Raw genomic sequence first — 25114 nt, 5'->3', positions numbered from 1 at the left:
GCCCATGACCCAGCAATTCGATGGCGACCGTCGCCTCTCGCTACCGCCGGTGGAGGAAATTGCCGGCCAACTGGAGACTACCCGGGCTGATTTGGCCGGTCCCGACGAGCGGGACATCGATCCCGAGCTCGAAGCCATGGCCGACCGTTTCGTCGCGGAGGTACTCGCCGAAGGTGGCGAGAGTGACGAAGACGCGGTAATGCGTCAGCGGCGTGCCGTTGACGAGATGGGTCTGGAATTGCAACAGCAGGCCGCCCATCGCAGTGCCATGTTGCAGACGCCGCTGCGCAAGCTGGCTCACCAGGGCGACGAGGGTGGTCCGGTGGCCAAGGCGCTCGTCGATCTGCGAGGGCGCATGGACGGGCTCAATCCTTCTCGCCATCGTCTGGCGCCGAGTGTCCTGGATCGTTTCCTTTCGATGATTCCCGGTGTCGACAGCCGCCTGCAGCGCTACTTCCAGAAATTCGAGAATGCCCAGCAGGCGCTGGACGCCATCATTGGCGACCTGGAAGGTGGCCGCGATATGCTGCATCGCGACAACCTCACCCTGAGCGACGACCAGAAGGCCCTGGGCGATATCCTGCGCGAGCTGAACCGCCAGATCGCCCTGGGGCGTTTGATCGATAACCGCCTTAAGGACGATATCGCGGCTCGCGATGCCGACGATCCCCGACGTCGCTTCCTGGAGGAGGAACTGCTCTTCCCGCTGCGCCAGCGCATCGTCGATCTACAACAGCAACTGGCGGTGAGCCAGCAGGGCGTGCTGGCGCTGGAAGTCATCATCCGCAATAACCGGGAATTGATGCGCGGGGTGGACCGTGCCATCAACGTGACGGTCTCTGCGCTTACCGTGGCGGTCACCGTGGCCATGGCCATGGCCAACCAGCGCCTGGTGCTCGATCGTATCGAGGCCCTCAATACCACGACGTCCCAGATGATCGGCGGAACCGCCAAGGCCTTGCGTCAGCAAGGCGTGGACATCCAGAAGCGGGCGTCCGGCGCGATGCTCGACATGCAGGTGCTCGAGGAGGCCTTCGGCGAGGTAATGGGCGCGATCGACGATCTCTCGACCTATCGGCAGGAGGCCCTGCCCCGGCTGGACGAGCAGATCGACCGCCTGGCCGATCTGTCACGGCAGGGTAGTGCCTCCATCGAGCGGCTCCGGGAAGGCAGCGGGAACAATGCCTACCTGAAATAAGGCTTGGTTGAAATGAGACTTGCTTGAAGCGAGGCTCACTTGAAATGTGAAAAAGCGTCCCGGAAGGCCTTGCGCATCAGGTCCCAGGAGTCCTCCATGCCTTTGCGGACGGTATCCCAGGCCGTTTCGCTGGCATGCTGAAGCTCATCGAGCCTCTCCTGCGTCTCCGCCTGATGCTTCTTCAGCCGCTCGATGTCTTCCTGGTACTTGACCCTGGCCTCGTCACTGGCCTGGCGGGCCTTGGCGCTCAACTCGTCGATCTCGGCATTCCACTCGTCGAGCCTATCCTTCATTTCTTTGACGAATTCGTCGCGGCTGCTCATGGCGATGTCTCCAGTACGGTTCGGTCTGGTTCTCTGCTACTGGGCTACGCTGAACAAGTATAGTGATCTTGCACCATCGCATTTCCCGAAAGCGACCCAAGGAAACTCATGATGACGGACAGCAAGAATATCTTCGTGATAGGGCTCAACGACTTGAATCGGGCGCGACTCGAGACGCTGCGCGGTGCCGAGAACTGGCGCTTTCATGGACTTATCGCGCCGGAAGCCGTCTACGATACCGAGATCTTCGATATCGCCTCCATGCTCGAGGAGGCCACGGTCGAACTCGAGGCCTTCGACGGCGCCATCGATGCCATCGTCGGCTACATGGATTTTCCGGTCTCGACCATGCTGCCGATTCTCTGCGAACGCTTCGGTATCCGCAGCACCTCGCTGGAAAGTCTGCTCAAGTGCGAGCACAAGTACTGGAGTCGCCGAGTCCAGCGCGAGGTGATCCCCGACCATATCCCCAAGTTCACTGCCTTCGATCCCTTCGATGACGAGGCGATGATGCGTATCGGCGAGGCAGGGCTCTATTTCCCCTTCTTCGTCAAGCCAATCAAGTCGTCCGGCTCGCGGCTGGGCTTTCGCATCGACACCCCGGAAGATTTCTATCAGGCCATCGCGCAGCTGCGTGACTCCATCGGCACCATCGCCGATCCCTTCAACACGGTGCTCGAGCATGCCCGCCTGCCCCCGGAAATCGCCGCCGTGGACGGCCACTTCTGCATGGCCGAAGAAATCATCGGCGGCTGGCAGTGCACGCTGGAGGGCTATGTCTTCGAGGGCGAGGTGGTCAGCTACGGTATCGTCGACTCGCTGCGTTACCCGAAGGTGCTGAGCTTCTTCCACTACCGCTACCCTTCCGGGCTGCCCGACGATATCCAGGCCACCATGGTCGAGCTGACCGATACCGTCATGCGCCATATCGGTTACGACAATTCTGCCTTCAACGTCGAGTACTTCTGGGACGAGGTGCAGGGACGCATCTGGCTGCTGGAAATCAATACCCGCATCGCCCAGTCCCATTGCGATCTCTTCGCGAAGGTCGATGGCGTCAGTCACCAGCAGATCACCGTCGACCTGGGGTTGGGGCAGCGGCCCGAGATGCCCCATCGCGACGGCCAGTTTCCCATGGCGGCCAAGTTCTTCCATCGGGTGTTCTTCACGGATGCGGTGGTAACCCGAGTGCCCACCTGCGAGGAACTCGCCGCCGTGGAGGCCGATTTCCCCGGCTGCATGATTGAGGTGCAGGTGGTCGAGGGTCAGCGCCTCTCCACGCTGCCCGAACAGGACGCCTACAGTTTTGCGCTGGCGGATATCTATCTGGGCGCGTCATCGGCCGAGCAGCTACTGGCCGATTATGACCGGCTGGTGGCACGCCTGGCCTTCGAGTTCGACGACATCCAGGGCTGAGGTTTCCGTAAGCGACACGCAAGACCACACGTAAAAGGAAGACAGGCNAGCAGCTACTGGCCGATTATGACCGGCTGGTGGCACGCCTGGCCTTCGAGTTCGACGACATCCAGGGCTGAGGTTTCCGTAAGCGACACGCAAGACCACACGTAAAAGGAAGACAGGCCCATGCGTATCGTCAGCGATTTTCCCCGCCAAGTGCAGGAGGAGGAGACCTGGATTCCCCTGGCGGACGGCACCCACCTGGCGGCCAGGATCTGGCGCCCGGTGGATGCCGTCCGCCATCCTGTGCCGGCCATTCTCGAGTATCTCCCCTATCGCAAGCGCGACCTCACCGCCGAGCGCGACGTGCAGATGCACCCCTACTGGGCCGGCCACGGCTACGCCGGGGTGCGGGTCGATATCCGCGGCACCGGGGAGTCCGACGGGGTGCTCACCGACGAGTACCTGCCCAGCGAACTGGAGGATGGCCTGGAGATCCTCACTTGGCTCGAGGCCCAGCCCTGGTGCACCGGTGACGTCGGCATGATCGGCATCTCCTGGGGTGGCTTCAACGGCCTGCAGATCGCCGCCCTGCGTCCCCCGCAGCTCAAGGCGGTGATTGCGATATGCTTCACCGACGATCGCTACGCCGACGACATCCACCACATGGGCGGCTGCCTGCTGGGCGACAACCTCTCCTGGGCCTCGACCATGTTCGATGGCAACGCCTGCCCGCCGGATCCCGACCTGGTGGGGGAGCGCTGGCGCGAGATGTGGCTGGAGCGGCTGGACGGCAGTGGTCTGTGGCTCGCCCAGTGGCTGGAGCACCAGCGCCGCGACGACTACTGGAAGCACGGTTCGGTGTGCGAGGACTACTCGGCTATCCAGTGCCCGGTCTACGCCATCAGCGGCTGGGCCGACGGCTACTGCAATGCCGTCTTCCGCCTTCTGGAAGGGATCGACGTGCCGCGCAAGGGGTTGGTGGGGCCCTGGGCCCACAAGTACCCCCACCTGGGGGTGCCGGGCCCGGCGATCGGTTTCCTGCAGGAGTCGCTGCGCTGGTGGGACCAGTGGTTGAAGGGGGAGGAGACCGGCATCATGGAGGAACCGATGCTGCGCCTGTGGATGCAGGAGTCGGTGCCGCCCTCGGCGCGTTACAAGGAGCGCCCTGGACGCTGGGTCGCCGAGCCGGAGTGGCCATCGCCGAACATCCTGCCCAGCTCGTTCCGACTCACCGCCGGCCATGACCTCTTTCCCGAAGCCGACGGCAAGGACGACGATGCGACGCTGGACATTCGCTCGCCGCTCTCGGTGGGGCTCTATGCCGGCAAGTGGTGCTCCTACAACGCCCCGCCGGACCTGCCCCATGACCAGCGTGACGAGGATGGCGGTTCGCTGATCTTTCAGACACCTCGCCTGGACGCACCTTTGGAGATCTGCGGGTCGCCGATGGTCGAGCTCGAACTCGCCGCCGACCAGCCCGTGGCCATGGTCGCGCTGCGCCTCTCGGACATCGCCGAAGACGACAAGGCCACACGGGTTTCCTTCGGGCTGCTCAATCTCACCCACCGCAACAGCGACGAGTTTCCCGAACCCCTGGCGCCGGGGAAGCGCTACCGGGTGCGAATCCCGCTCAAGCACATCGCCCAGCAGTTCGCCCCCGGCCACGCCATTCGCCTGTCGCTCTCCACCAGCTACTGGCCGCTGGCCTGGCCGGCCCCGCAGCCTGCGCGCATCACCGTCTGGCCGGCGCAGAGCCGCCTGGTGCTGCCGGTGCGGGCGCCGCGACCCGCGGAGGAAGCCTCACTGCCGGCCTTCGCCGAGCCCGAGGGCGCGCCGCCGCTGGCCAAGACCCTGCTGCAGCCGACCCAGGAGACCTGGCAGGTGATCCGCGACATGGCCAATGATCGCACCACCCTGGAGGTGATCAACGACGAGGGACGCTACCGGATCGATGACATCGATCTGGAGATCGCCGCCCGGGTCACCGAGCGTTATCAGTACTCCTACGGTAACTACGACAGCGTCAGCGGCTGGACGGAATGGCAGCGCAGCTTCAAGCGTGGCGACTGGGAAGTGCATACCCTGACCCGCACCCGGCTGACCAGCGACTCGGACAATTTCCGGATTCGCGCCACCCTGGATGCCTGGGAGGGCGATACTCGTATTTATGCGCGAACCTGGGACGAGATTATTCCCCGTGATCTCGTCTAGGCGCTCGTCGGGTCGATGCGCGGACTGCTGATCCTTCTGCTGCTGGCCGGCGCCATGACGCTGGCCTGGTGGCGCTTCGAGTCCGCGATTCCGCACCACTGGCATCCCGCTGTGCCCCTCCATGTCGATGACCCCTTGACGCCGTTGACGCGGTGGAAGCTGCGACGCCTGGCCGACGATCGCGAGGGCTGCCTGTCGGTGCTGAAGGCGGTGCCGGAGGGTGGCCTTCGCTATACACCGCTGGACGATCACGAGCCGGTCGAAGGCTGCCCGCTGGAGAACGTAGTGCGTGTCCAGGGCAGTGGCGTCGACTTCAATGCCAGCTTCGCGGCCCGGTGTCCGCTGGCGCTGGCGTGGACGATCTACGAGCGGCAGCGGCTGCAGCCCGCCGCAGAAGCGGTGCTGGGCAGCCAAGTGGCGAGGGTGGAGCACCTGGGCAGCTTTGCCTGCCGCAATGTCTATGGGCGGAAGGAGGGTCGGCTCAGCGAGCATGCCACCGCCGAGGCGCTGGATGTGGCCGCCTTCCACCTGGCCGACGGCCGCGAGATTCGCCTGCTGGACCACTGGGACGAGGAGGGCGAACGGGGCGAGTTCCTCCGCCAGGCCCGTGACGGCGCCTGCGACCTCTTCGGCAACGTGCTGGGGCCCGACTACAATGCTGCCCATGCCGACCACTTTCATTTCGGCATGCGCGGCTTCCGGCTCTGCCGCTGAGGCGCGTCGCACCCCTCGGTGGCCCTGGATGGTGCGCCCGCGGCGCATGCTGATAGGCTTGCCGTCTTGACCCGCAAGGAAAGACCCATGCCCCCCCTGACCAGCGACACGACGCCGCGGATCCGTGCCTCGCGCAAGGAGATCTTCGGCTGGGCGATGTTCGACTTCGCCAACCAGGCCTACACCCTGCTGATCATCACCGTGGTGTTCGGCGAGCTGTTCACCACGGTGATCGTCGGCGACCGCGACGACGGCTACCGGCTGGCCAACTTCCTTTGGAGCCTGGCCCTGGCGGTCAGTTACCTGCTGGTGGTGGTGACCGGCCCCCTGTGCGGGGCGGTGATGGACTACCAGGCCGCCAAGAAGCGCTTCCTGTTCGTCAGCTACCTGGCCACCGTGGCCACCACCGCCATGCTCTACTTCGTGGCGCCGGGCTATGTGGTGCTGGGCCTGCTACTGATCGTGGTCTCCAACTATGCTTACTCCATGGGCGAGTCCTTCATCGCCGCCTTCCTGCCCGACCTGGGCCCGCCGGAGGACCTGGGCAAGATCTCCGGCTTTGGCTGGGCGCTGGGCTACGTGGGCGGGCTATTCGCCGCGGGCTTCACCCTGGTGGCGCTGGGCGAGGCCACCGCCGAGAACTTCGAGCGCATTCGCTGGGTGGGCCCCTTCGCGGCGGCCTTCTTCCTGGTCACCGCCATTCCCACCTTCCTGTGGGTCAAGGAGTACGGCACGCCCCAGCCACCGGGCAAGCCCTATCGGGAGATCGCCTGGGAACGGGTCTCCACCACCCTGCATGAGCTCCGGCGTTTCCGCGACCTGGGCATCTTCCTGGTATCGCTGCTGTTCTCCATGGCGGGGGTCTACATCATCATCGCCTTCGCCTTCATCTACGGCGCCCAGGTGATCGGCTGGGACGAGTCGATCCGAAACTTTATGTTCATCATCGTGCAGATCACCGCCGCCGCGGGGGCGCTGGGCTTCGGCTTCCTCCAGGATCGCATCGGCACTAAGGTGACCTACCTGTTCACCCTGGTCCTGTGGGTGGCGGCGATCATCGCCATCTGGGCCACGCCGGAGGTCACCGCCTTCCTCAACGAGCGCTTCGGGCTAGCCTGGGAGGCCCAGCACCTCTTCCTCTTCGTGGGCTGCCTGGCGGGGCTCTCGCTGGGCTCCAGCCAGTCGGCCAGCCGCGCCCTGGTGGGGCTCTTCTCGCCGCGGCGCAAGGCCGCCGAGTTCTTCGGCTTCTGGGGCCTGGCCAACAAGCTGGCCGGGGTGTTCGGGATCGTGGCTCTGGGTCTGCTGCAGACGGTGGTGGGCCTGCAGGCCTCGATCCTGCTCTGCGCGGCGCTGTTCATCGCCGCCATCCTGATCTGCCTGTTTGTCGACCAGGCTCGGGGCCAGCAGGCGGCGGTGGAGTGGGAGGCGCGTAATGGCCGCTGAGGGACGTCCGTGATGGGCGACCCGCTGATCCTCCTGCTCGTCACCGCTACCTTCCTGTTGGCCGGCGGGGTCAAGGGCATCATCGGCATGGGCATGCCGACGGTGTCGCTGGCGCTGCTGACCGCGACGCTGGGGCTGCAGTCGGCCATGGCGCTGCTGCTGGTTCCGACCATCGTCACCAACCTCTGGCAGGCGCTGGTGGGCGGTTATCTCAGGGACAGCCTGCGTCGGCTCTGGCCCTTCCTGCTCTGCTCCGTGGTAGCCGTCTGGCCCGGGGTGATGGTGCTGGCCCGGGTCGATGCCCGCTGGCTGTCGCTGCTGCTGGGAGGGCTGATCATCGGCTATGCGCTGCTCAATCTCGTGCAGATCAACGTCAGGCTGCCGGTCGCCGATGAACGCCGGGCCGGGGTGGCGAGCGGCCTGGGCAATGGCCTGCTGACCGGCATGACCGGCTCCTCGGTGTTCCCCGGCGTCGCCTACCTGCAATCTCTGGGCCTGCCGCGGAACCAGTTGATTCAGGCCATGGGGATTCTCTTCACCCTGGCCACCCTGAGCCTGGGACTGGCCATGGGCGGTGAAGGCCTGCTTTCCGCCGAGTTGCTGGGCCTCTCCGCCCTGGCCCTGGCCCCTGCACTTCTTGGCATGCGGCTGGGCCAGCAGTTGCGGCGACGGCTGTCGGAGGCGGCCTTCCGCCGTATCTTCTTCATCGGGCTGCTGGCCGCGGGGTGCTATCTCGTGCTGCGATCACTGGGAGGGTAGACGAATCTGGCTCCCAGTGACCGCGTCATGGAGAGTGCCTCCGTGGTCCCGTTACCTCGCCAGGAAGTCGCTCAGCGCCTCGCCGGCCTGGTCGAGGGAGAGAACGCCGTCCAGGTGGCCCCGGGTACCCGAAAGCGGAATCAGTTCCACCGGGGTACCGTCGGCGGCGACCAGCTCGGCGGTGCGTCGCACGCTCTGGGGGGCGAAGACCAGGTCGTCCTCGCTGTAGAGCATCAGCGTCGGCGCCTCGATGGCCGCCAGTCCCGCCTCCAGGCCCTCGCCGTAGCCCGTCATGAAGGTCTGGTTGGCCCGCACCAGGTAGAGCAGGTGGTTGGCATCGGCAATCTCGGCACGGGCCGCGGCGATGTCGTCCAGGGTCTGCTCGATGGCGTAGCGGGCGTGGAGGTCCCGGGCCGGGTCGGCGTCCTCCTCGGCCCAGCTGCGGTCGAAGGTCTCGTTGGCCCACTGCCAGTGGTTGGCGTTGAGGGTGACCAGCTTGAGCGCCTCGCGAAGGCCATCCAGCGGCGGCTCACCGTCGTAGTAGTCGCCGCCGTTCCAGTTGGCGTCCAGGCGGATCGGCGCGGACCAGGCGCCGAGCGTGGCCAGCAGCCAGGGGTCGGCCTCGCCGGCGCCGATCACCGGGATCACCCGCTCGACCCGCTCGGGATAGCTGCTGGCCCACTCAAAGGCCTGCAGCGCCCCCATGGAGGCCCCCATCACGGCGTGCAACCGCTTGATGCCCTGGCTCTCCAGCAGGGCCTTCTGGACGTCGACGAAGTCGCCGATGGTGACCACGGGGAAGTCCAGGCCCCAGGGCTCGCCGGTCTCGGGGCGAATCGACGCCGGGCCGGTGGTGGTGACGTTCGGGTCATGGGCGTTGAGGTTGACCAGGGTATCCGAGGCGATGATGTAATACTCGTCGGTATCCAACGGCTTGCCGGGTCCGATGATGCTGTCCCAGTAGCCGGCCGGCCCCTCCTCGGCGTAGCGGCCGGCTGCCTGACTGGTACCCGAGAAGAAGTGGGTGATCAGGATGGCGTTGTCCCGGGCCTCGTTGAGGGTGCCGTAGGCCTCCCAGCCCACCGCCAGCGGGGCGATGGTCTCGCCGCCGCGGGTGGTGTACTCAGCCATCTCGAAGACCTGCTTCTCCACCAGGCCGTCCCCGGCATGGGCGATGCTGGCCAGCAACAGCGCGGCGCCGAGGCAGGCGCCGGCAGCGAGGGAATGATGGGCGCTGGCGGGGGTCGAAAATTGAGTGCTGTCCTGCATGGGGCGTTATCCTTGTGGTTGACCGGGTAAGCGAGCGGACGGCGTTCAGTACAGACAGCGGGGTGTCGGGTGTCAATGCGGGTATGGGCGTGATCATCAATGGCCGGGGAGGCGTGCCATGAACGATGACAACAGAGCGGTCCGGCGCACCGGGCTCGGCATGATGTTGCTGTTCTGGATGCTGTTGATCGGCGCCGGGACCTGGTGGTTCCACGGTTACCTGGAGGACCAGCGCAACCCCAATGCCCATCTGGTCAACGCCGTGAGCGGCGAGAGTTCGGTAGTGCTGGAGCGCAACCGGGCCGGGCACTTCCTGGCCACCGGGCGCATCAACGGCGAGCCGGTGGAGTTCCTGCTCGATACCGGTGCCACCTACGTGGCCGTCTCCGCGGCGCTGGCCGAGCGGTTGGGGCTGGAGGCGACCGGCAGCGCCTGGTTCAACACCGCCAACGGTCGGGTGCGCGGCGATCTCACTACCCTCGACGAGGTGCGCCTCGGTGGCTTCGCGGCGAATGAGGTGCGCGGCTCCATCAGCCCCGGCATGGAAGGCGAGGTGGCGCTGCTCGGCATGAGCTTCCTCAACCGCTTCGACATCGAGATCCGCGACGCCCGCATGATCCTTCATCCGGCACGCATTGACTGAGGTATTCATGACCGACCGACCTCGCGGCCGTCGCGCCGAAAAGCCTGAGCAAATCCCTGGTGTCGGTTGGCTCGATATCCTGTGGCGGGTTCGTCAGTCGCTGGCCAGCGATCGCGTCACCCTGCTGGCAGCCGGCATCGCCTTCTATTCCCTGCTCTCGTTGTTTCCCGCCATCGCTGCGATCATCTCGCTGTGGGCGCTGGCGTTCGACCCCCACGAGATGACTCGCCAGATCGGCGAGATATCCCGCCATTTGCCACCCGATGTTGCGAGCCTGATCGATGAGCAGGCCCGCAAGATTGGCGAGAGCACCGGTACCGGCCTCAGCTTGACGGCGCTTGTCAGTCTGATCGTGGCGATGTTCGTCGCCTCCAAAGGGGTGCAGGGAGTCATCACCGGCCTGAACGCCGTCTATGGCGAGAAGGGGTCACGCGGATTTCTCAAGCGGGCCCTGGTGGTCGCCGCCATGACCGTCGGCCTGATCATGTTGACCCTGATCACGATCGCCATCGTTGCGTTTTTCCCGCTGGCCGTCGCCACGCTCGGCCTGGACGATTCTTTAACCTACCAGATCGGGCTGTTGCGCTGGCCGGTGCTGTTGCTGGTGATGATGTTCACCATCGCCTTGCTCTATCGCTTCGGTCCCAATCGAACGTCCGCGCGCTGGGAGTGGGTCAGTGTCGGCACCGTCATTGCGATCCTGCTGTGGCTGCTGGGGTCCGGCGGGCTGTCGCTCTATGTTCGCCATGTGGCAAACCTCGGCGAGCTCTACGGCTCGCTGGGCGCGGTAGTGGTGTTGATGATGTGGTTCTGGCTATCGGCCTTCGTTGTCTTGCTGGGGGCCGAGATCAACAGTGAAATGGAACGTCAGACCCACCGCGATACCACCACCGGTGAGCCCAAGCCCCTCGGCGAGCGCGGCGCCTTCGCGGCCGATACCCTGGGGAACCAGCGGCCCTGGCGCCCTGATGGGGATGCCGCTGACCCAAACGATCCGGGAGAAACACGATGAGCCTGAACGACACCCTCGGTATGGCACTACCCATTCTCCAGGCTCCCATGGCCGGGGCCCAGGGCAGCGAGCTGGCCGTCGCCGTGGCCCGAGCCGGCGGCCTCGGCGCGCTGCCCTGCGCCATGCTGTCGCCTTTGGCCATGGCCAAGGAGCTCACCGTCATCCGCAGTGCCACTTCCGCTCCGATCAACATCAACTTCTTCTGCCATGCCCCGCCCGAACCGGACCCCGCCGCCATGGCGCGCTGGCATGAGGCCCTTGCCCCTTGGTATGCCGAGTTCGGTCTGGACATCGACGCCGTGCCCGAGGGTCCCGGTCGGCGCCCTTTCGATGCAGCGGCCTGCGATGCAATCGAGCCCTTCCGCCCGGAGGTGGTGAGCTTCCACTTCGGCCTGCCGGAGGCCGCGCTGCTCGAGCGGGTCAAGGGCTGGGGCGCCGTGGTGCTCTCCTCAGCCACTACGGTGGCCGAGGCCGAGTGGCTCGCGGACAATGGTGCCGATGCCATCATCGTCCAGGGCCTGGAGGCGGGCGGCCACCGCGGCATGTTCCTCACCGACGAACTCACCACCCAGGTGGGCTCCTTCGCCCTGCTGCCCCAGGTGCGCGCGGCGGTGGGCGTGCCGCTGATCGCCGCCGGGGGCATCGCCGATGCCCGGGGCGTGGCGGCGGCACGGGCCTTGGGCGCCGACGCGGTGCAGGTGGGCACGGCCTTTCTGTGCTGCCCCGAGTCGAGCATCTCGGCCATTCACCGCCGGGCGCTGATGAGCGAGGCCGCCCGCCACACGGCGCTCACCCACCTCTACAGCGGCCGCCCGGCCCGCGGCATCGTTACCCGGCTGATGCGCGAACTGGGGCCCATGAGCGACACCGCCCCCGCCTTCCCTCTGGCCACTGCCGCCATCGCCCCGCTGCGTGCCGCCGCCGAGGCCCTCGGGCTCGGCGACTTCTCGCCGCTGTGGGCCGGCCAGAACGCCAGCCGCTGTCGCGAGGTGCCCGCCGCCCAGGTGATCGCCGAACTGGCCAAAGGGCTGTAAGCCATGCCGGTTGCCGCCTCCCTCGACGATCCCTTCTACTACCTGACGAACTTCACCTTCGTGCTGGGCTGGGTAGTCGAGCGCCACGGCGACCTGCTGGGCGAGGAGGAACGACGTTTTCTAGCCGCCTTCGACGAGCTGCCCCGGGCCCCCCGGGCGCTGCTGGTGCGCATGGTGATGCGCCGTGGCGAGCACTTTCGTACCTCGCGCCTCGACTACCCGGAGATCGGCGAGAGCGAGCTGGCGCTCGCGCCGCTGGAGACCGCCGGCCTGGTCGATGGCGCCCCCACGATGACGCTGGACGAACTCTTTGCGCAGTTGCGCCTGCCCGAGTTGCGACTTGCGCTGGCCGAGGAGGTTCGTGCCGCCGGGATGCCGGCCTCGCTGGGCAAGGCTGCACTGTTTGAAGCCCTGGTACCGAGGCGCCTCGAGGCACGTTCCCAGGCCGAGTGGTGGCCGGCGGCGCCAGACCGGGTGGTGCGGCTGACCGTGATGGCCACCTGCGACCGGCTGCGTCTGATGTTCTTCGGCAACCTGCGCCAGGACTGGGCCGAGTTCGTGCTCGCGGAGCTCGGGGTGCAGCGCTTCGAACGGGTGTCCTTCAGCGTCGAGTCGCGGGCCTTCCAGCGTCGCGAAGAGGTGGACGCCTACCTGGCCCTGCACCGGCTGCGCGAGCGGCTTGATGCCGACGAGCCGGTGGCAGCGCTGGCCGGCGCGTTGCCCCCGGTGCCGGCGGACAACGCCTGGCTCGCAGCGCGCCGACAGCGGCTCGGCGTGGCCCTGGGCCGCCAGGCCGAGCGGGCAGGGCAGGCCGAGCTCGCCCTGACCCTCTATGGCGAGGCGGGCTGGCCGGTGGATGCCGGCAGCCCGGAGGCGAGAATCCGTCACCTTCGCCTGCTGGAGCGCCAGGGGCGGCATGCCGATGCCCATGAATTGACCGAGGCCCTGGCCACGGCGTCGCCGGGAGAAGCGGAGGCCCAGGCGCTGGCGCGGCTGCGCCCCCGGCTGCGGCGTCGACTGGGCCAGGCGGCGTTGCCGCGGGACGTGGCGCCCACCCCCGAGCGGATCGAGCTCTGCCTGCCGGGACCCCAGCCTGTGGAGTGGGCGGTGTGCGAGCACCTGCATCGCGACGAGGCCCCGGTGGCCTACGTGGAGAATACCCTGCTCACCGGGCTGTTCGGCCTGCTCTGCTGGGAGGCGCTCTTCGCGCCGCTGCCCGGCGCCTTCTTCCACCCCTTCCACAGCGGCCCGGTGGACCTGTACCGGGAGGACTTCGTGGCCCGCCGCCGCGAGCTCTTCGATGGCTGCCTGGCGCTTCTGGACGACGGCCGCCACCGTCAGGCGATCCTGGCCACCTGGCGGGAGAAGCAGGGGCTCGCCAATCCCTTCGTGCACTGGGGGGCGCTCGACGAGGCGCTGCTCGAGCTGGCGCTGGAATGCCTGTCACCCACCCATCTGCGCGCCTGCTGCGAGCGGCTGCTGGGCGACCCGAAGGCCAACCGGGCCGGCCTGCCGGACCTGATCCAGTTTAGGCCCGAGGCGCCACGGGGGGAGCCGCGCTATCGGCTCATCGAGGTGAAGGGGCCGGGCGACCGCCTGCAGGACAACCAGCGCCGCTGGCTCGCCTTCTTCCATGAGCAGGGCATCCCCGCCGCGGTCTGCCAGGTGCGCTGGGCGGCGCAGGAGGCATGAGCGAAGCGCCGTGCCATCGTGTGGCAGTGCGCACCCTGTGCGACTTCACCGCTCGGGAGGGGGATCTCGATCACCGGTTCACCCCCGCCCCCAGCGCCGAGGAGGGCATCGCCGGACACGCCGAGGTGGCACGTCGACGGAGGGAAGGCTATGAGCACGAGGTGGCGCTGAGTGGCGAGATCGAGGGGCTGAGTGTCAGCGGCCGCGCCGACGGCTATGACCCCGAGGCCCACTGCCTGGAGGAGGTCAAGACCCATCGCGGCGATCTCGTGCGCATGGCCGACAACCAGCGAGCCCTGCACTGGGCCCAGGCCAAGGCCTACGGCGCGCTGCTGTGCGCCGAGCGAAACCTGCCCGACATTACCCTGGCGCTGGTCTATCTGGAGGTGGGCAGCGGGCGCGAGACACGCCTGGAGCAGCGCGTCGAGGCCGCCGAGCTCGAGGTCTTCCTGGCATCGCTGTGCCGGCGCTATCGGGCCTGGGCCGAGCAGGAAGCGTGCCACCGCGAGCGGCGGGATGTCGCCCTGCGGGGACTCGCCTTTCCCCATGCGGACTTCCGCCCCGGCCAGCGGGCGCTGGCCGAGGGCGCCTACAAGGCGGCTGCCACCGGCCGTTGCCTGCTGACCCAGGCGTCCACCGGCATCGGCAAGACCCTGGGCACCCTCTTTCCGCTGCTCACGGCCATGCCCCGCCACGGCCTCGACCGCCTCGCCTACCTGACCATGAAGACCCCGGGTCGTGCGCTTGCCCTGGAGGCGCTGCGTCAGCTGGGCGCGGGATCGAGCGCCGAACCAGCCGCGGGCTCGGGCGCCGAACCAGGCGCGGGGTCGGGCGATGAAGGGGGAGCGCTGCCCGACGAGAAGGCTCCGGGGGAAGTGCCGGAGAGGCTGCCGCTACGGGTACTGGAGTTGACCGCCCGTGAGAAGGCCTGCGAGTACCCCGGCCGGGCCTGCCATGGCGAGGCCTGTCCGCTGGCGGCGGGCTTCTACGACCGTCTGCCGGCGGCGCGCCAGGCGGCCGTCGACCTTGGCTGGCTCGACCGCGAATCGCTGCGTCGGGTGGCGGTCGAACACGGCGTCTGCCCCTACTACCTGGGTCAGGAGCTGGCGCGCTGGTGCGATCTGGTGGTCGGGGACGTCAACCACTGGTTCGACGCCAATGCGCTGCTTCACGGCCTGGCCAAGGCCAACCGCTGGCGGGTCGGCCTGCTGGTGGACGAGGCCCACAACCTGGTGGAGCGAGCCCGTGGCATGTACAGCGCCGAGCTCGACCAGCGTCGGCTGGCCCGCCTGCGCCGCTCGGCGGCGCCGGCGCTGGCTAGGCCGCTGGGGCGCCTGGCACGGCAGTGGCAGGCGCTGGTCAGGGAGGCGGGTCTCGCCGAGGCGGACGCGAGAAAGACAGGTGAGGCGGGACGCCTGGCCTACCGCGTGCTCGACGGCTTGCCGGACGCCATGGTCGGCGCCCTGCAGGGGGCGGCCAGCGCCATCACCGATCATCTGGGCGAGTATCCCGAACAGGCCAGCCCCGAGTTGCAGGAGCTGCTCTTCGAGGCGCTGGCCTTCACCCGCCTGGCGGAGACCTTCGGTGACCACTCGCTGTGTGACCTGGCCCGCCACGGGCGCGGCCGTGCGGTGCTGGGGCTGCGCAATCTGGTGCCGGCGGACTTCCTCGCCCCGCGCTTTCGGGCGGCCCATGCCGCGGTGCTCTTCTCGGCGACCCTGGCCCCGCCCGGCTACCATCGGGACCTGCTGGGACTGCCGGCCAAGACCGTCTGGCAGTCGGTGGCCTCGCCGTTTGCCGCCGAGCAGCTCGAGGTGCGCCTACGCACCGACATCTCCACTCGGTTGCGCGACCGTGAGGCCTCGGTGGCACCCATCGTCGCCCAACTGGCCGACCAATATCGCCGCCGCCCCGGCCACTACCTGGCCTTCTTCAGCAGCTTCGCCTACCTGGAGCGGGCGCGGTCGGCCTTCGCCGAGGCGCACCCGTCGATCCCTGTCTGGGCCCAGGTGCGCGGCATGGGTGAGCCCGACCGCGACGCCTTCCTGGCCCGCTTCACCTCGGGCGGGGCGGGCATCGGCTTCGCGGTGCTGGGCGGCGCCTTCGCCGAGGGCATCGACCTGCCGGGGGAGCGGCTGATCGGCGCCTTCATCGCCACCCTGGGGCTGCCGCCCTTCGACGACTTCAACGAAGCCCTCAAGGCGCGGCTGCAGGCGCGCTTCGGTTGCGGCGACGACTACGCCTACCGGATCCCCGGGCTGATCAAGGTGGTGCAGGCCGCCGGCCGGGTGATCCGCGGCCCCGAGGATCGCGGTACCCTGGTGCTGATGGATGACCGCTTCGCTCATCGCGAGGTGTGGTCACGGCTGCCGGACTGGTGGCGGTTGCCGGGAACGCCAGCCGACCCAGGGAGTCCGACCGACACGACAGGGCCCTGATCGGGCCCATACGGGAGATTGTCATGCGACTCAATGCCGACTTCGACCAGCGGGTGGTGGTCACCCCCGGGGACTACCGCTGGGTCGATTCGCCCATGCGGGGGGTCGAGCGGATGATGCTCGACCGCATCGGCGATGAGGTGGCGCGCGCCACCTCGCTGGTGCGCTATGCGCCCAACACTACCTTCCCGTCCCACGAGCACGGTGGCGGCGAGGAGATCCTGGTGCTGGAAGGGGAGTTCGCCGACGAGCACGGCACCTACCCGGCGGGCAGCTACCTGCGCAACCCCATCGGCACCCACCATGCGCCCCGGGTGGGCGAGCAGGGGGCGACGCTTCTGGTCAAGCTGCACCAGTTCTCTCCCGGAGACACCGAGCAGAGGGTCATAGATACCCGGGCGGCCGAGTGGCATCCCGGGCTGGTGGAGGGGCTCGAGGTGCTCCCGCTTCACGATTTCGAAGGCAAGCATGTGGCCCTGGTGCGCTGGGCACCCAACACCCACTTCCAGCCCCACGCCCACTGGGGCGGCGAGGAGATTCTGGTGCTGGAGGGGACCTTCCACGACGAGCACGGGGCCTATCCGGCCGGCAGCTGGCTGCGCAGCCCCCACCAGAGCCACCATGCGCCCTTCACCGAAGAGGAGGGTGCGTTGATCTACGTGAAGGTGGGCCACCTGCTGGTCGACTGAGCGATTTCGGTTACAGCGGCTGACAAATCGCTACAGACCGCGATTGTGTGCTTCGCCGCCGCTGTGCTAACTCTATAAACGACATTTCGAGAAACGGCACTGCGCCGACAGGGAATGGACAAGGAGACGTCGAATGGGAATCGAAGTAGGTGGCCTGCTGGGCCTGATCTGGTTGATCATCGTGATCTGGGCCGTCGTCAAAGTGGCCAAGAGCTCGGCCGGTGGCGTAGCCAAGTTGATATGGATACTCGTGCTGCTGTTCTTCCCGCTGGTGGGGCTGATCATCTGGTTACTGATGGGACCCAAGGGATAGCCAGGGTGCTGGCTTGAGACGAACAGGGCCGCCTTCGGGCGGCCCTTTTATGTCGATGCGGTACGTCGATGCGGTCCGTCCCGGCGACACGACACGGCCGGGCACATCATGGGGAGGGGGTCAGTCCCAGCTCAGGGCGCCGCCCACCTGGTACTCGGTGACGCGGGTCTCGAAGAAGTTCTTCTCCTTGCGCAGGTCGATGATCTCGCTCATCCACGGGAAGGGGTTCTGGGCGCCGGGATACTGCTCCTTGAGGCCGATCTGGGCCAGGCGACGGTTGCCGATGAAATGGAGATACTCCTCCATGATCGCCGCGTTCATGCCCAGCACGCCGCGGGGCATGGTGTCCCGGGCGTAGGCGATCTCGAGCTCGGTGCCCTCGAGGATCATCTGGGTCACCTCGTCCTGGAACTCGGGGGTCCAGAGGTGGGGGTTCTCGATCTTGATCTGGTTGATCATGTCCACGCCGAAGTTCAGGTGCATGGACTCGTCGCGCAGGATGTACTGGAACTGCTCGGCCACGCCGGTCATCTTGTTGCGCCGCCCCATGGAGAGGATCTGGCTGAAGCCGCAGTAGAAGAAGATGCCCTCGGTGACGCAGTAGAAGGCCACCAGGTTACGCAACAGCTCCTGGTCGGTCTCCGGGGTGCCGGTCTGGAAATCGGCGCGCGCCAGCGACTGGGTGTGCTTGAGGCTCCAGGCGGACTTGGCGGCCACCGAAGGCACCTCGCGGTACATGTTGAAGACAGCACCCTCGTCCATGCCCAGCGACTCCACGCAATACTGGTAAGCGTGGGTATGGATCGCCTCCTCGAACGCCTGGCGCAGCAGGTACTGGCGGCACTCCGGGTTGGTGATCAGCCGGTAGAGAGCCAGCACCAGGTTGTTGGCCACCAGGGAATCGGCGGTGGAGAAGTAGCCAAGGCTGCGCTCGACGATGCGCCGCTCGTCCGCGGTCAGACCGTCCTGGCGCTTCCACAGGGCGATGTCGGCGTTCATGTTCACTTCCTGGGGCATCCAGTGGTTGGCGCTGCCGTCCAGGTACTTCTGCCAGGCCCACTCGTACTTGAAGGGCACGAGCTGGTTCAAGTCGGCGCGGGCGTTGATCATCTGCTTGTCGTCAACCTGGATTCGCGCTGCGCCCATCTCCAGCTCCTCGAGGCCGGCGGCCACGTCAAGCGCCTCCAGCGACTTGCGGGCGCGCTCCAGGCGGTCGCCCTCGGCGACCTGGTAGCCGCCGCGGCTCTCGGCTTCTGCCTCGGTGGTCGGCGCTGGTTCGGCCCTGGGTGGCTGGGCAGTGGCCGGCGCTTCGGCGACGCCGCTTTCGTCTTCGTGGAATTCGTTCCAGTTCAGCATCTGTCTTTCTCCCGGTGATGGTCCGGATGTCCTGTGGGGAGCCCAGCTTCGCTGCGCTCCGGCGGTGTTCTCATGGCGTAGGGGCGTTACTGGCAGGCCTCACAGCCCAACTCGTCGATATCCGAGGCACTCGGTGCCCGCGAGCCCGAGCCGGCCCTGCCGGTCAGGAAGTCCTCCACGCCCCGCGGCTCGGCTGCCGCCGGGGCCGGACTGGCGGTCGGCGCCTGCTCCGGTGCGGCATTGCTCACCGCGTTGAGGCTGCCACGCGCCACGGTAGACTTCTCCACCGCGGTGGCGCCCAGGGCGCGCAGGTAGTAGGTGGTCTTGAGACCGCGCAGCCACGCCATGCGGTAGGTCACGTCGAGCTTCTTGCCGGAGACCCCCTGGATATAGAGGTTCAGCGACTGGGCCTGGTCGATCCACTTCTGGCGCCGCGCGGCGGCCTCCACCAGCCACTTCGGCTCCACCTCGAAGGCGGTGGCGTACTTGGCCTTGAGGTCGGCAGGGACGCGCTCGATGGGTTGCACCGAGCCGTCGTAGTACTTGAGGTCGTTGATCATCACCTCGTCCCACAGGCCGTGGGCCTTGAGGTCGTGCACCAGGCAGGCGTTGACTACGGTGAACTCGCCGGAGAGGTTCGATTTCACGTAGAGGTTCTGGTAGGTCGGCTCGATGGACTGGGTCACGCCGCAGATGTTGGAGATGGTCGCGGTGGGGGCAATGGCCATCACGTTGGAGTTGCGCATGCCCTGACCGGTGACCTTGCCGCGCAGGCGATCCCACGCCTGGGTGGCGGAGGTGTCCACCTTCAGGTACTGCTCGCCGCGCTCCTGCTTCAGCCTCTCGAGGGAGTCGATGGGCAGCACGCCCTGGCTCCACAGGGAACCCTCGAAGCTCTCGTAGCGGCCGCGCTCGGCGGCCAGGTCGGAGGAGGCCTCGATGGCGTGGTAGCTGACCAGCTCCATGGAGCGGTCGGCGAATTCCACGGCCTCCTCACTGGCATAGGCGATGTCCAGGGCATAGAGGGCGTCCTGGAAGCCCATGATGCCTAGCCCCACCGGGCGGTGCCTGAGGTTGGAGTTCCTGGCCTGGGGCACCGCGTAATAGTTGATGTCGATGACGTTGTCGAGCATGCGTACCGCGGTGCGCACGGTGCGCCTCAGCTTTTCGCCATCGAAGACGCCATCCACCACGTGCTGGGCCAGGTTGATCGAGCCGAGATTGCACACCGCGATCTCGTCGGCCGAGGTGTTCAGGGTGATCTCGGTGCACAGGTTGGAGGAGTGCACCACACCGGCGTGCTGCTGAGGACTTCTCAGGTTGCAGGGGTCCTTGAAGGTGATCCAGGGGTGGCCGGTCTCGAACAGCATCGACAGCATCCGGCGCCACAGGTCCTTGGCGCGCACCCGCTTGAACAGCGAAAGCTCGCCCGAGCGGGTCATCGCCTCGTACGCCTCATAGCGCTGCTCGAAGGCGGCGCCATAGAGGTCGTGAAGATCCGGGCAGCTGGAGGGCGAGAAGAGCGTCCATTCGCCATCCTCGAAGACCCGCTTCATGAACAGGTCCGGCACCCAGTTGGCGGTGTTCATGTCATGGGCGCGGCGGCGGTCGTCGCCGGTGTTCTTGCGCAGTTCGAGGAACTCCTCGATGTCCAGGTGCCAGCTCTCCAGATAGGCGCACACGGCCCCCTTGCGCTTGCCGCCCTGATTCACGGCCACGGCGGTATCGTTGACCACCTTGAGGAAGGGCACCACGCCCTGGCTCCTGCCGTTGGTGCCCTTGATCCAGGCGCCGAGCGCCCGCACCGGGGTCCAGTCGTTGCCGAGCCCACCGGCCCACTTGGAGAGCAGGGCGTTGTCGCGGATGGCGCTGTAGATGCCATCCAGGTCGTCGGGCACGGTGGTCAAATAGCACGAGGAGAGCTGGCTGCGCAGGGTGCCCGCGTTGAACAGGGTCGGGGTGGAGGCCATATAGTCGAAGCGGGAGAGCAGCTCGTAGAACTCGATGGCTCGCGCCTCACGATCGGACTCGTTGAGCGCCAGGCCCATGGCCACGCGCATGAACATCACCTGGGGCAGTTCAAAGCGAACCTCGTCGCGGTGCAGGAAGTAGCGGTCGTAGAGGGTCTGAAGTCCCAGGTAGGTAAAGGCGTTGTCGCGGGTATGATCCAGGGCCTCGCCCAGGCGCGCGAGGTCGAACTCGGCCAGGCGGGGGTCGAGCTGCTCATACTCGATCCCGCGAGCCACGTAGGCCTCGAAGGCCGGTCGGTAGAACTCGGCCATCTCTCGGTAGGTGGCCTCCTCGGCAATGCCTAGGAAGGCGAGCGCCTCGCGGCGCAGGTTGTCCTGCAGCAGGCGCGCGGTGACATAGGTGTAGTCGGGTTCCTTCTCCACCAGGGTGCGGGCGGTCATCATCAGCGCCTGGGAGACGCCGTCGACGCTGACCCCGTCGTAGAGGTTCCTGAGCGACTCCTCGACGATGCGGCCGGGCTCGACGTTGTCGAGGCCTTCGCAGGCGTCATGCACCAGGGTCTCGATGCGGCCAAGGTCCAGCGGGCGCCTGGTGCCATCGGCCAGGGTGACATTGAGGGTGGGGTGGGGCCTGGTGATATCGCCGGTCGCGTCGCGGGCGCGGGCGTGGGCCTCCCGGTAGAGCACGTAGGCGCGGGCGACCTTCTGTTCGCCGGCGCGCATCAGGGCCAGTTCCACCTGGTCCTGGATGTCCTCGATGTGCAGGGTGCCGCCGTCGGGCAGGCGGCGCAGGAAGGCCTGCTCGATGGCCGCGGTGGCGTGTTGCACGACGTCGCGTACCCGGGAGGAGGCGTCGGCGTTGTCGCCCTCCACGGCGATGAACGCCTTGCGCATCGCCACGGCGATCTTGTCGGCATCGAAGGGCACCACGTCACCGGTGCGCTTGATGACACGCAGGCGCCGCGGGGCGGTGAAGGTGACGGACGGCATATCCAGAGGGGTAGGGGATGGCATGGTGACGTTGTCCCTGTCTGATGGTCGAGAAGCAGCGCTGACTGGCGGTGAAGAGCGCCTGTGAAAGGAAGGGGCTCAAAGGTCGCTTTCACATGATGTGGTATCTATTATCACCTGGAGACACAAGATAATGTGTGTTGCGGAAGGCTTCAAGTGGATAACTCTGTGGATGGGCTGTGATCTTCCTGGGGAACCACTCTCCCTCGCGGCGCTACATCGCCGTCGCCGCATGACGACAGGCAGGCGCGCCGGTGGATTTCGGGTATCCTTTAGCCAATGGCGGTATGGCCTCAGGCCCCGCCTTCCCGATCACCTGCCCGTCAGGATGGAACTTGAGGATGGACGAGAGCTTGTACCCCGGGGAACAGGATCATGTGCTGATCATCGAGGATGATGAACGCCTGGCCGACCTGACCCGCGATTACCTCCAGGCCAACGGCTTCCGCGTCACTCTGGAGGCCGACGGCGCCCGGGGCGTGGAACGGATCCTGGCGCTGCAGCCGGACCTGGTGATACTCGACCTGATGCTGCCCGGCGAGGACGGCCTGTCGATCTGTCGGCGCGCGCGCGGCGATTATCCGGGGCCGATCCTGATGCTCACCGCACGCACCGACGATATGGATCAGGTGCTGGGCCTGGAGATGGGCGCCGACGACTACGTGCCCAAGCCGGTGCAGCCCCGGGTACTCCTGGCGCGCATGCGGGCGCTGCTGCGTCGCGCCGAGAGCGCGGAGGCCGCGGCGACCACGGAGGAACCGCGGCTCACCTTCGGGAATCTGGAGATCGACAGTGCCACCCGCGAGGCGTGGCTGGACGGCGAGCGCATCGATCTCACCAGCGCCGAGTTCGACCTGCTGTGGCTGTTGGCCAGCAATGCCGGCCGGGTGCTGACCCGCGAGGAGATCTTCTCCCAACTGCGCGGCATCAAGTACGACGGTCAGGACCGATCCATCGATGTGCGGGTGTCGCGCATCCGGCCCAAGGTCGGTGACGATCCCAACCAGCCGCACCGCATCAAGACGGTGCGCAGCAAGGGCTACCTCTTCGTCAAGGAGAGCTGAGCCATGCGGCGGGTCCTGGGCGACAGCACCTTCCTGCGCGTCTATGTGCTGCTGGCGCTTGCCCTGCTGCTGACCTTCGGCCTCGCCCTGGTGGGCGTGGCCATGGTCGACCAGGTGCGCCGCGAGCACCATCGAGAGCTCCTCGCCGAGGTGCCCATGCGGCTGCTCGCCCAGCGCCTGGAGGCCCTGCCGGTCGATTCCCATGCCGACTGGCTCGAGGCCCAGGCCCGCCGTCTCGACCTGACCCCCTCCGTGCTGCCCGCCCACTCCACCTCCCTGGGCTACTTCACCCGCCTGCGGCTGGAGCGCGGCAAGGTGCTGGTGCAGGAGCGCGAGGGGAGCGGCTGGCGCCTGCAGAAGCTGCTGCCCGGCGGTGAGAACCTGCTGCAGGTGGATCTCGCCAGCCTCAGCGAGCCTCAGCTGCGCGGGCTCACCGAGCTGCTCGCTGAGTGGCTCACCGAGAGCCCGCCCGGCGAACGTCGCGCACGGCTGTCGCGGGTGGTCGGGGGCAGCATCCCGGTCGAGCTCGGCGATGCCCCGCCAGCGGGGCTGGACCCCTATCAGCTCAGCCGCCTGGGCGATGGCGAGGTGGTGATCCGGCTCTTTCCCGGGCGCTGGGCCATGGCCATGTACCTGGCGCTGCCCGGCGGCGGCGAGGCCAGTTGGATGACCATCGGACCGGTGGAGGCCTTCGAGCCGGTCCCGGGCTCGCTGCAGCTGCTGGTGGTGCTCATTCTGCTTGCGGTGCTCGGGGCGACCATCTACCTGATCGTGCGCGGCGTCGAGGCGCGAATGGCAAGACTGGAGCTGGCGGCCACGCGTATCGCCGCCGGCCGGCTCGATACCCGGGTCAAGGTGGAGAGCGGCGACTTCCTGGGCCGGCTGGGCATGGCCTTCAACGGCATGGCCGCCCAGGTGCAGGCGCTGCTGAGGGCCCAGCAGGACATGATCCGGGCGGTCTCCCACGAGTTGCGTACGCCGGTGGCACGCATCCGCTTCGCCGTGCAGATGGTCGACGACATGACCGACGACCCGGCGATCCGTCGCCAGCTGCAGGGCATCGACGGTGATATCGAGGAGCTGGACGGCCTGGTCGACGAGATCCTCACCTATGCCCGTCTGGGCAGCGATGCAGTCAACGGTCGCGAGATGCAGGCCAGCCTGGTGGAGTGTCGGGCCATGGTGGAGCGGGTAATCGCCGCGCTGGCGCCGCTGCACGGGCACCTGACCATCGCACTCGCCGAGGGCCCTGAGGTAGAGGCGCTGGCCGAAGCGCGCTACCTGCAGCGGGCGGTGCAGAACCTGGTGGCCAACGCCTGCCGCCACGCCCGCAGTCGGGTGGTGATCCGCGTGGAGGCCGAGCCCCGACTGCTGCGAATCGACGTGGAAGACGATGGCCCCGGGGTGCCGGCCGGCGAGCGGCAGGTGATCTTCAAGCCCTTCGCACGGCTGGACGACAGCCGCACCCGTAGCTCGGGTGGCTATGGGCTGGGGCTCTCCATCGTGCAGAAGGTGATGCTCTGGCACGGGGGTAGCGTGGCGGTGGACGAGAGCCCCGAGCTCGGTGGTGCTCGCTTTACCCTGCTGCTGCCCCAGCGCCCCGGCCAGGGCCAGGCCCGGGGACCTACGCCGGCTTGATCCCCTCCAGCACCGCGAAGGAGGTCTCCCGGGCGGTGCGCAGAAAGTCCTCCATCCACGGGGCCTCGCGGGTCTCCTCGCGGATCGCCGCGAACAGCGTGCTCCATACCCCCTTCTCACCCAGTGCGACCGCCTTCACGTAGTCACGCTCCAGGTATTCGGTCAGGGCCCAGTTGGGCAGCGCGCTGACCCCGCGTCCGCTGGCCACCAGCTGCATCATCATGATGGTCAGCTCGGCGGTGCGGATCTCCCTGGGGCGAACGCCGGCCGGGTCCAGGAACTGGGTGAAGACATCCAGCCGCGAGTGCTCCACCGGGTAGGTGATCAGGGTCTCCTCGGCCAGCGCCTCCGGGGTCACGAACGCCTTGCCGGCCAGGCGATGCTGGCGGGCCACCGCCAGCAGCCCCTCAAAGCGGAACAGTGGCTCGTAGTGGATGCCGGCCAGTGGCTGGGGGTCGGCGGTGATCACCAGGTCGAGCTGCTCCCGGGCCAGGGCCGGGAGCGGGTCGAAGTGGTGGCCACCGGGGATGTCGATCTCCACCTCCGGCCAGTGGTCGCGGAAATGGTCGACGCTGGGCATCAGCCATTGGAAGCAGCTGTGGCACTCGATGGCCATGTGCAACCGGCCCTGTTCGTTGCCGGCCAGCCGCGCCAGGTCGCGCTCGGCCATGCGCACCAGCGGCAGCACCTGCTCGGCCAGGATCAGCAGCCGCTGGCCGGCGCGGGTGAACTCCACCGGTCGGGTCTTGCGCACGAACAGCGGGTTGTCGAGGCGCTCCTCCAGGTCCTTGATCTGGTGGGAGAGGGCGGACTGGGTCAGGTGGACCCGCTCCGCCGCCTCGACGAGGGAGCCGGCGTCGCGCAATGCGACCAGGGTTCGGAGGTGTCGCAGTTCGAGCATGCTGAGTGAGCCATTTTCATTTTAAAGATTAAGAA

At 67.3% G+C, this 25114-nt stretch carries 20 protein-coding genes; 15 read left to right on the top strand and 5 right to left on the bottom strand.

Annotated elements, in window-relative coordinates:
* The first annotated feature begins 4 nt into the window (after positions 1–4).
* The gene (locus ACR80S_RS05405) at positions 5–1198 is read left to right on the top strand and encodes a toxic anion resistance protein (RefSeq protein WP_435402740.1); all 1194 of its coding nucleotides are present in this window, start codon (positions 5–7) and stop codon (positions 1196–1198) included.
* 35 nt (positions 1199–1233) lie between these two features.
* On the opposite strand, the gene ACR80S_RS05400 is transcribed toward ACR80S_RS05405, so the two are convergent.
* Complete coding sequence (locus ACR80S_RS05400; RefSeq protein WP_435402739.1) at positions 1234–1521, bottom strand: sll1863 family stress response protein; 288 nt, start codon at positions 1519–1521, stop codon at positions 1234–1236.
* Positions 1522–1632: 111 nt separating this feature from the next.
* On the opposite strand from ACR80S_RS05400, the gene ACR80S_RS05395 reads away from it, so the two are divergent.
* From ACR80S_RS05395 to ACR80S_RS05375, 5 genes are all read left to right on the top strand, one after another.
* Positions 1633–2937, top strand: coding sequence for an ATP-grasp domain-containing protein (locus ACR80S_RS05395; RefSeq protein ID WP_435402738.1), 1305 nt, complete (start codon positions 1633–1635; stop codon positions 2935–2937).
* 168 nt (positions 2938–3105) lie between these two features.
* On the top strand, positions 3106–5133 hold the full coding sequence (locus ACR80S_RS05390; RefSeq protein WP_435402737.1) for a CocE/NonD family hydrolase: 2028 nt from the start codon (positions 3106–3108) through the stop codon (positions 5131–5133).
* Positions 5134–5148: 15 nt separating this feature from the next.
* Positions 5149–5847, top strand: coding sequence for an extensin-like domain-containing protein (locus ACR80S_RS05385; protein WP_435402736.1), 699 nt, complete (start codon positions 5149–5151; stop codon positions 5845–5847).
* Between the two features lie 87 nt (positions 5848–5934).
* Entirely contained in the window at positions 5935–7290 is a 1356-nt protein-coding gene (locus tag ACR80S_RS05380) for an MFS transporter (protein ID WP_435399504.1), read from the top strand.
* 12 nt (positions 7291–7302) lie between these two features.
* Entirely contained in the window at positions 7303–8049 is a 747-nt protein-coding gene (locus ACR80S_RS05375; RefSeq protein ID WP_435399503.1) for a sulfite exporter TauE/SafE family protein, read from the top strand.
* A 51-nt stretch (positions 8050–8100) separates the two neighbouring features.
* On the opposite strand, the gene ACR80S_RS05370 is transcribed toward ACR80S_RS05375, so the two are convergent.
* Entirely contained in the window at positions 8101–9318 is a 1218-nt protein-coding gene (locus ACR80S_RS05370) for an E22 family MetX-like putative esterase (protein ID WP_435402735.1), read from the bottom strand.
* Positions 9319–9436: 118 nt separating this feature from the next.
* Between ACR80S_RS05370 and ACR80S_RS05365 the strand changes: the two genes are divergently transcribed.
* The 7 genes from ACR80S_RS05365 to ACR80S_RS05335 all read left to right on the top strand — a co-directional run bounded on the left by ACR80S_RS05365 (position 9437) and on the right by ACR80S_RS05335 (position 17139).
* Positions 9437–9961, top strand: a complete 525-nt coding sequence (locus tag ACR80S_RS05365) for a retropepsin-like aspartic protease family protein (RefSeq protein ID WP_435402734.1) — start codon at positions 9437–9439, stop codon at positions 9959–9961.
* 7 nt (positions 9962–9968) lie between these two features.
* On the top strand, positions 9969–10973 hold the full coding sequence (locus tag ACR80S_RS05360) for a YihY/virulence factor BrkB family protein (protein WP_435399500.1): 1005 nt from the start codon (positions 9969–9971) through the stop codon (positions 10971–10973).
* Positions 10970–12007, top strand: a complete 1038-nt coding sequence (locus ACR80S_RS05355) for an NAD(P)H-dependent flavin oxidoreductase (protein ID WP_435402733.1) — start codon at positions 10970–10972, stop codon at positions 12005–12007. Before ACR80S_RS05360 ends, ACR80S_RS05355 begins: the two co-directional genes overlap by 4 nt.
* A 3-nt stretch (positions 12008–12010) precedes the next feature.
* The gene (locus ACR80S_RS05350) at positions 12011–13699 is read left to right on the top strand and encodes a VRR-NUC domain-containing protein (RefSeq protein ID WP_435402732.1); all 1689 of its coding nucleotides are present in this window, start codon (positions 12011–12013) and stop codon (positions 13697–13699) included.
* Positions 13696–16137: an ATP-dependent DNA helicase gene (locus ACR80S_RS05345; protein ID WP_435402731.1), complete on the top strand. Its 2442-nt coding sequence runs from the start codon at positions 13696–13698 to the stop codon at positions 16135–16137. Before ACR80S_RS05350 ends, ACR80S_RS05345 begins: the two co-directional genes overlap by 4 nt.
* A gap of 23 nt (positions 16138–16160) precedes the next feature.
* Entirely contained in the window at positions 16161–16826 is a 666-nt protein-coding gene (locus tag ACR80S_RS05340) for a cupin domain-containing protein (RefSeq protein ID WP_435402730.1), read from the top strand.
* Between the two features lie 133 nt (positions 16827–16959).
* Positions 16960–17139 (top strand): PLDc N-terminal domain-containing protein, encoded by a 180-nt coding sequence (locus ACR80S_RS05335; protein WP_435399495.1) that lies wholly within the window; start codon positions 16960–16962, stop codon positions 17137–17139.
* A 120-nt stretch (positions 17140–17259) separates the two neighbouring features.
* On the opposite strand, the gene ACR80S_RS05330 is transcribed toward ACR80S_RS05335, so the two are convergent.
* Entirely contained in the window at positions 17260–18495 is a 1236-nt protein-coding gene (locus ACR80S_RS05330; protein ID WP_435402729.1) for a ribonucleotide-diphosphate reductase subunit beta, read from the bottom strand.
* Positions 18496–18581: 86 nt separating this feature from the next.
* Positions 18582–21479: a ribonucleoside-diphosphate reductase subunit alpha gene (locus tag ACR80S_RS05325; protein WP_435399493.1), complete on the bottom strand. Its 2898-nt coding sequence runs from the start codon at positions 21477–21479 to the stop codon at positions 18582–18584.
* A gap of 338 nt (positions 21480–21817) precedes the next feature.
* Here ACR80S_RS05325 and ACR80S_RS05320 point away from each other — a divergent pair, with 338 nt between their 5' ends.
* Both ACR80S_RS05320 and ACR80S_RS05315 read left to right on the top strand, forming a co-directional pair.
* Entirely contained in the window at positions 21818–22540 is a 723-nt protein-coding gene (locus tag ACR80S_RS05320) for a winged helix-turn-helix domain-containing protein (protein ID WP_435399492.1), read from the top strand.
* 3 nt (positions 22541–22543) lie between these two features.
* Positions 22544–24178, top strand: coding sequence for an ATP-binding protein (locus ACR80S_RS05315; protein ID WP_435399491.1), 1635 nt, complete (start codon positions 22544–22546; stop codon positions 24176–24178).
* Here the strand turns inward: ACR80S_RS05315 and ACR80S_RS05310 are convergent.
* Positions 24165–25079 (bottom strand): LysR family transcriptional regulator, encoded by a 915-nt coding sequence (locus ACR80S_RS05310; RefSeq protein WP_435402728.1) that lies wholly within the window; start codon positions 25077–25079, stop codon positions 24165–24167. The genes ACR80S_RS05315 and ACR80S_RS05310 overlap by 14 nt on opposite strands.
* Between the last annotated feature and the right edge of the window lie 35 nt (positions 25080–25114).

It is taken from the genome of Halomonas salsilacus (assembly GCF_051216275.1).
GTDB lineage: Bacteria > Pseudomonadota > Gammaproteobacteria > Pseudomonadales > Halomonadaceae > Halomonas.
The sequence above is the reverse complement of the archived record's forward strand: the minus strand, read 5'-3'. Positions and strand labels throughout refer to the sequence as shown.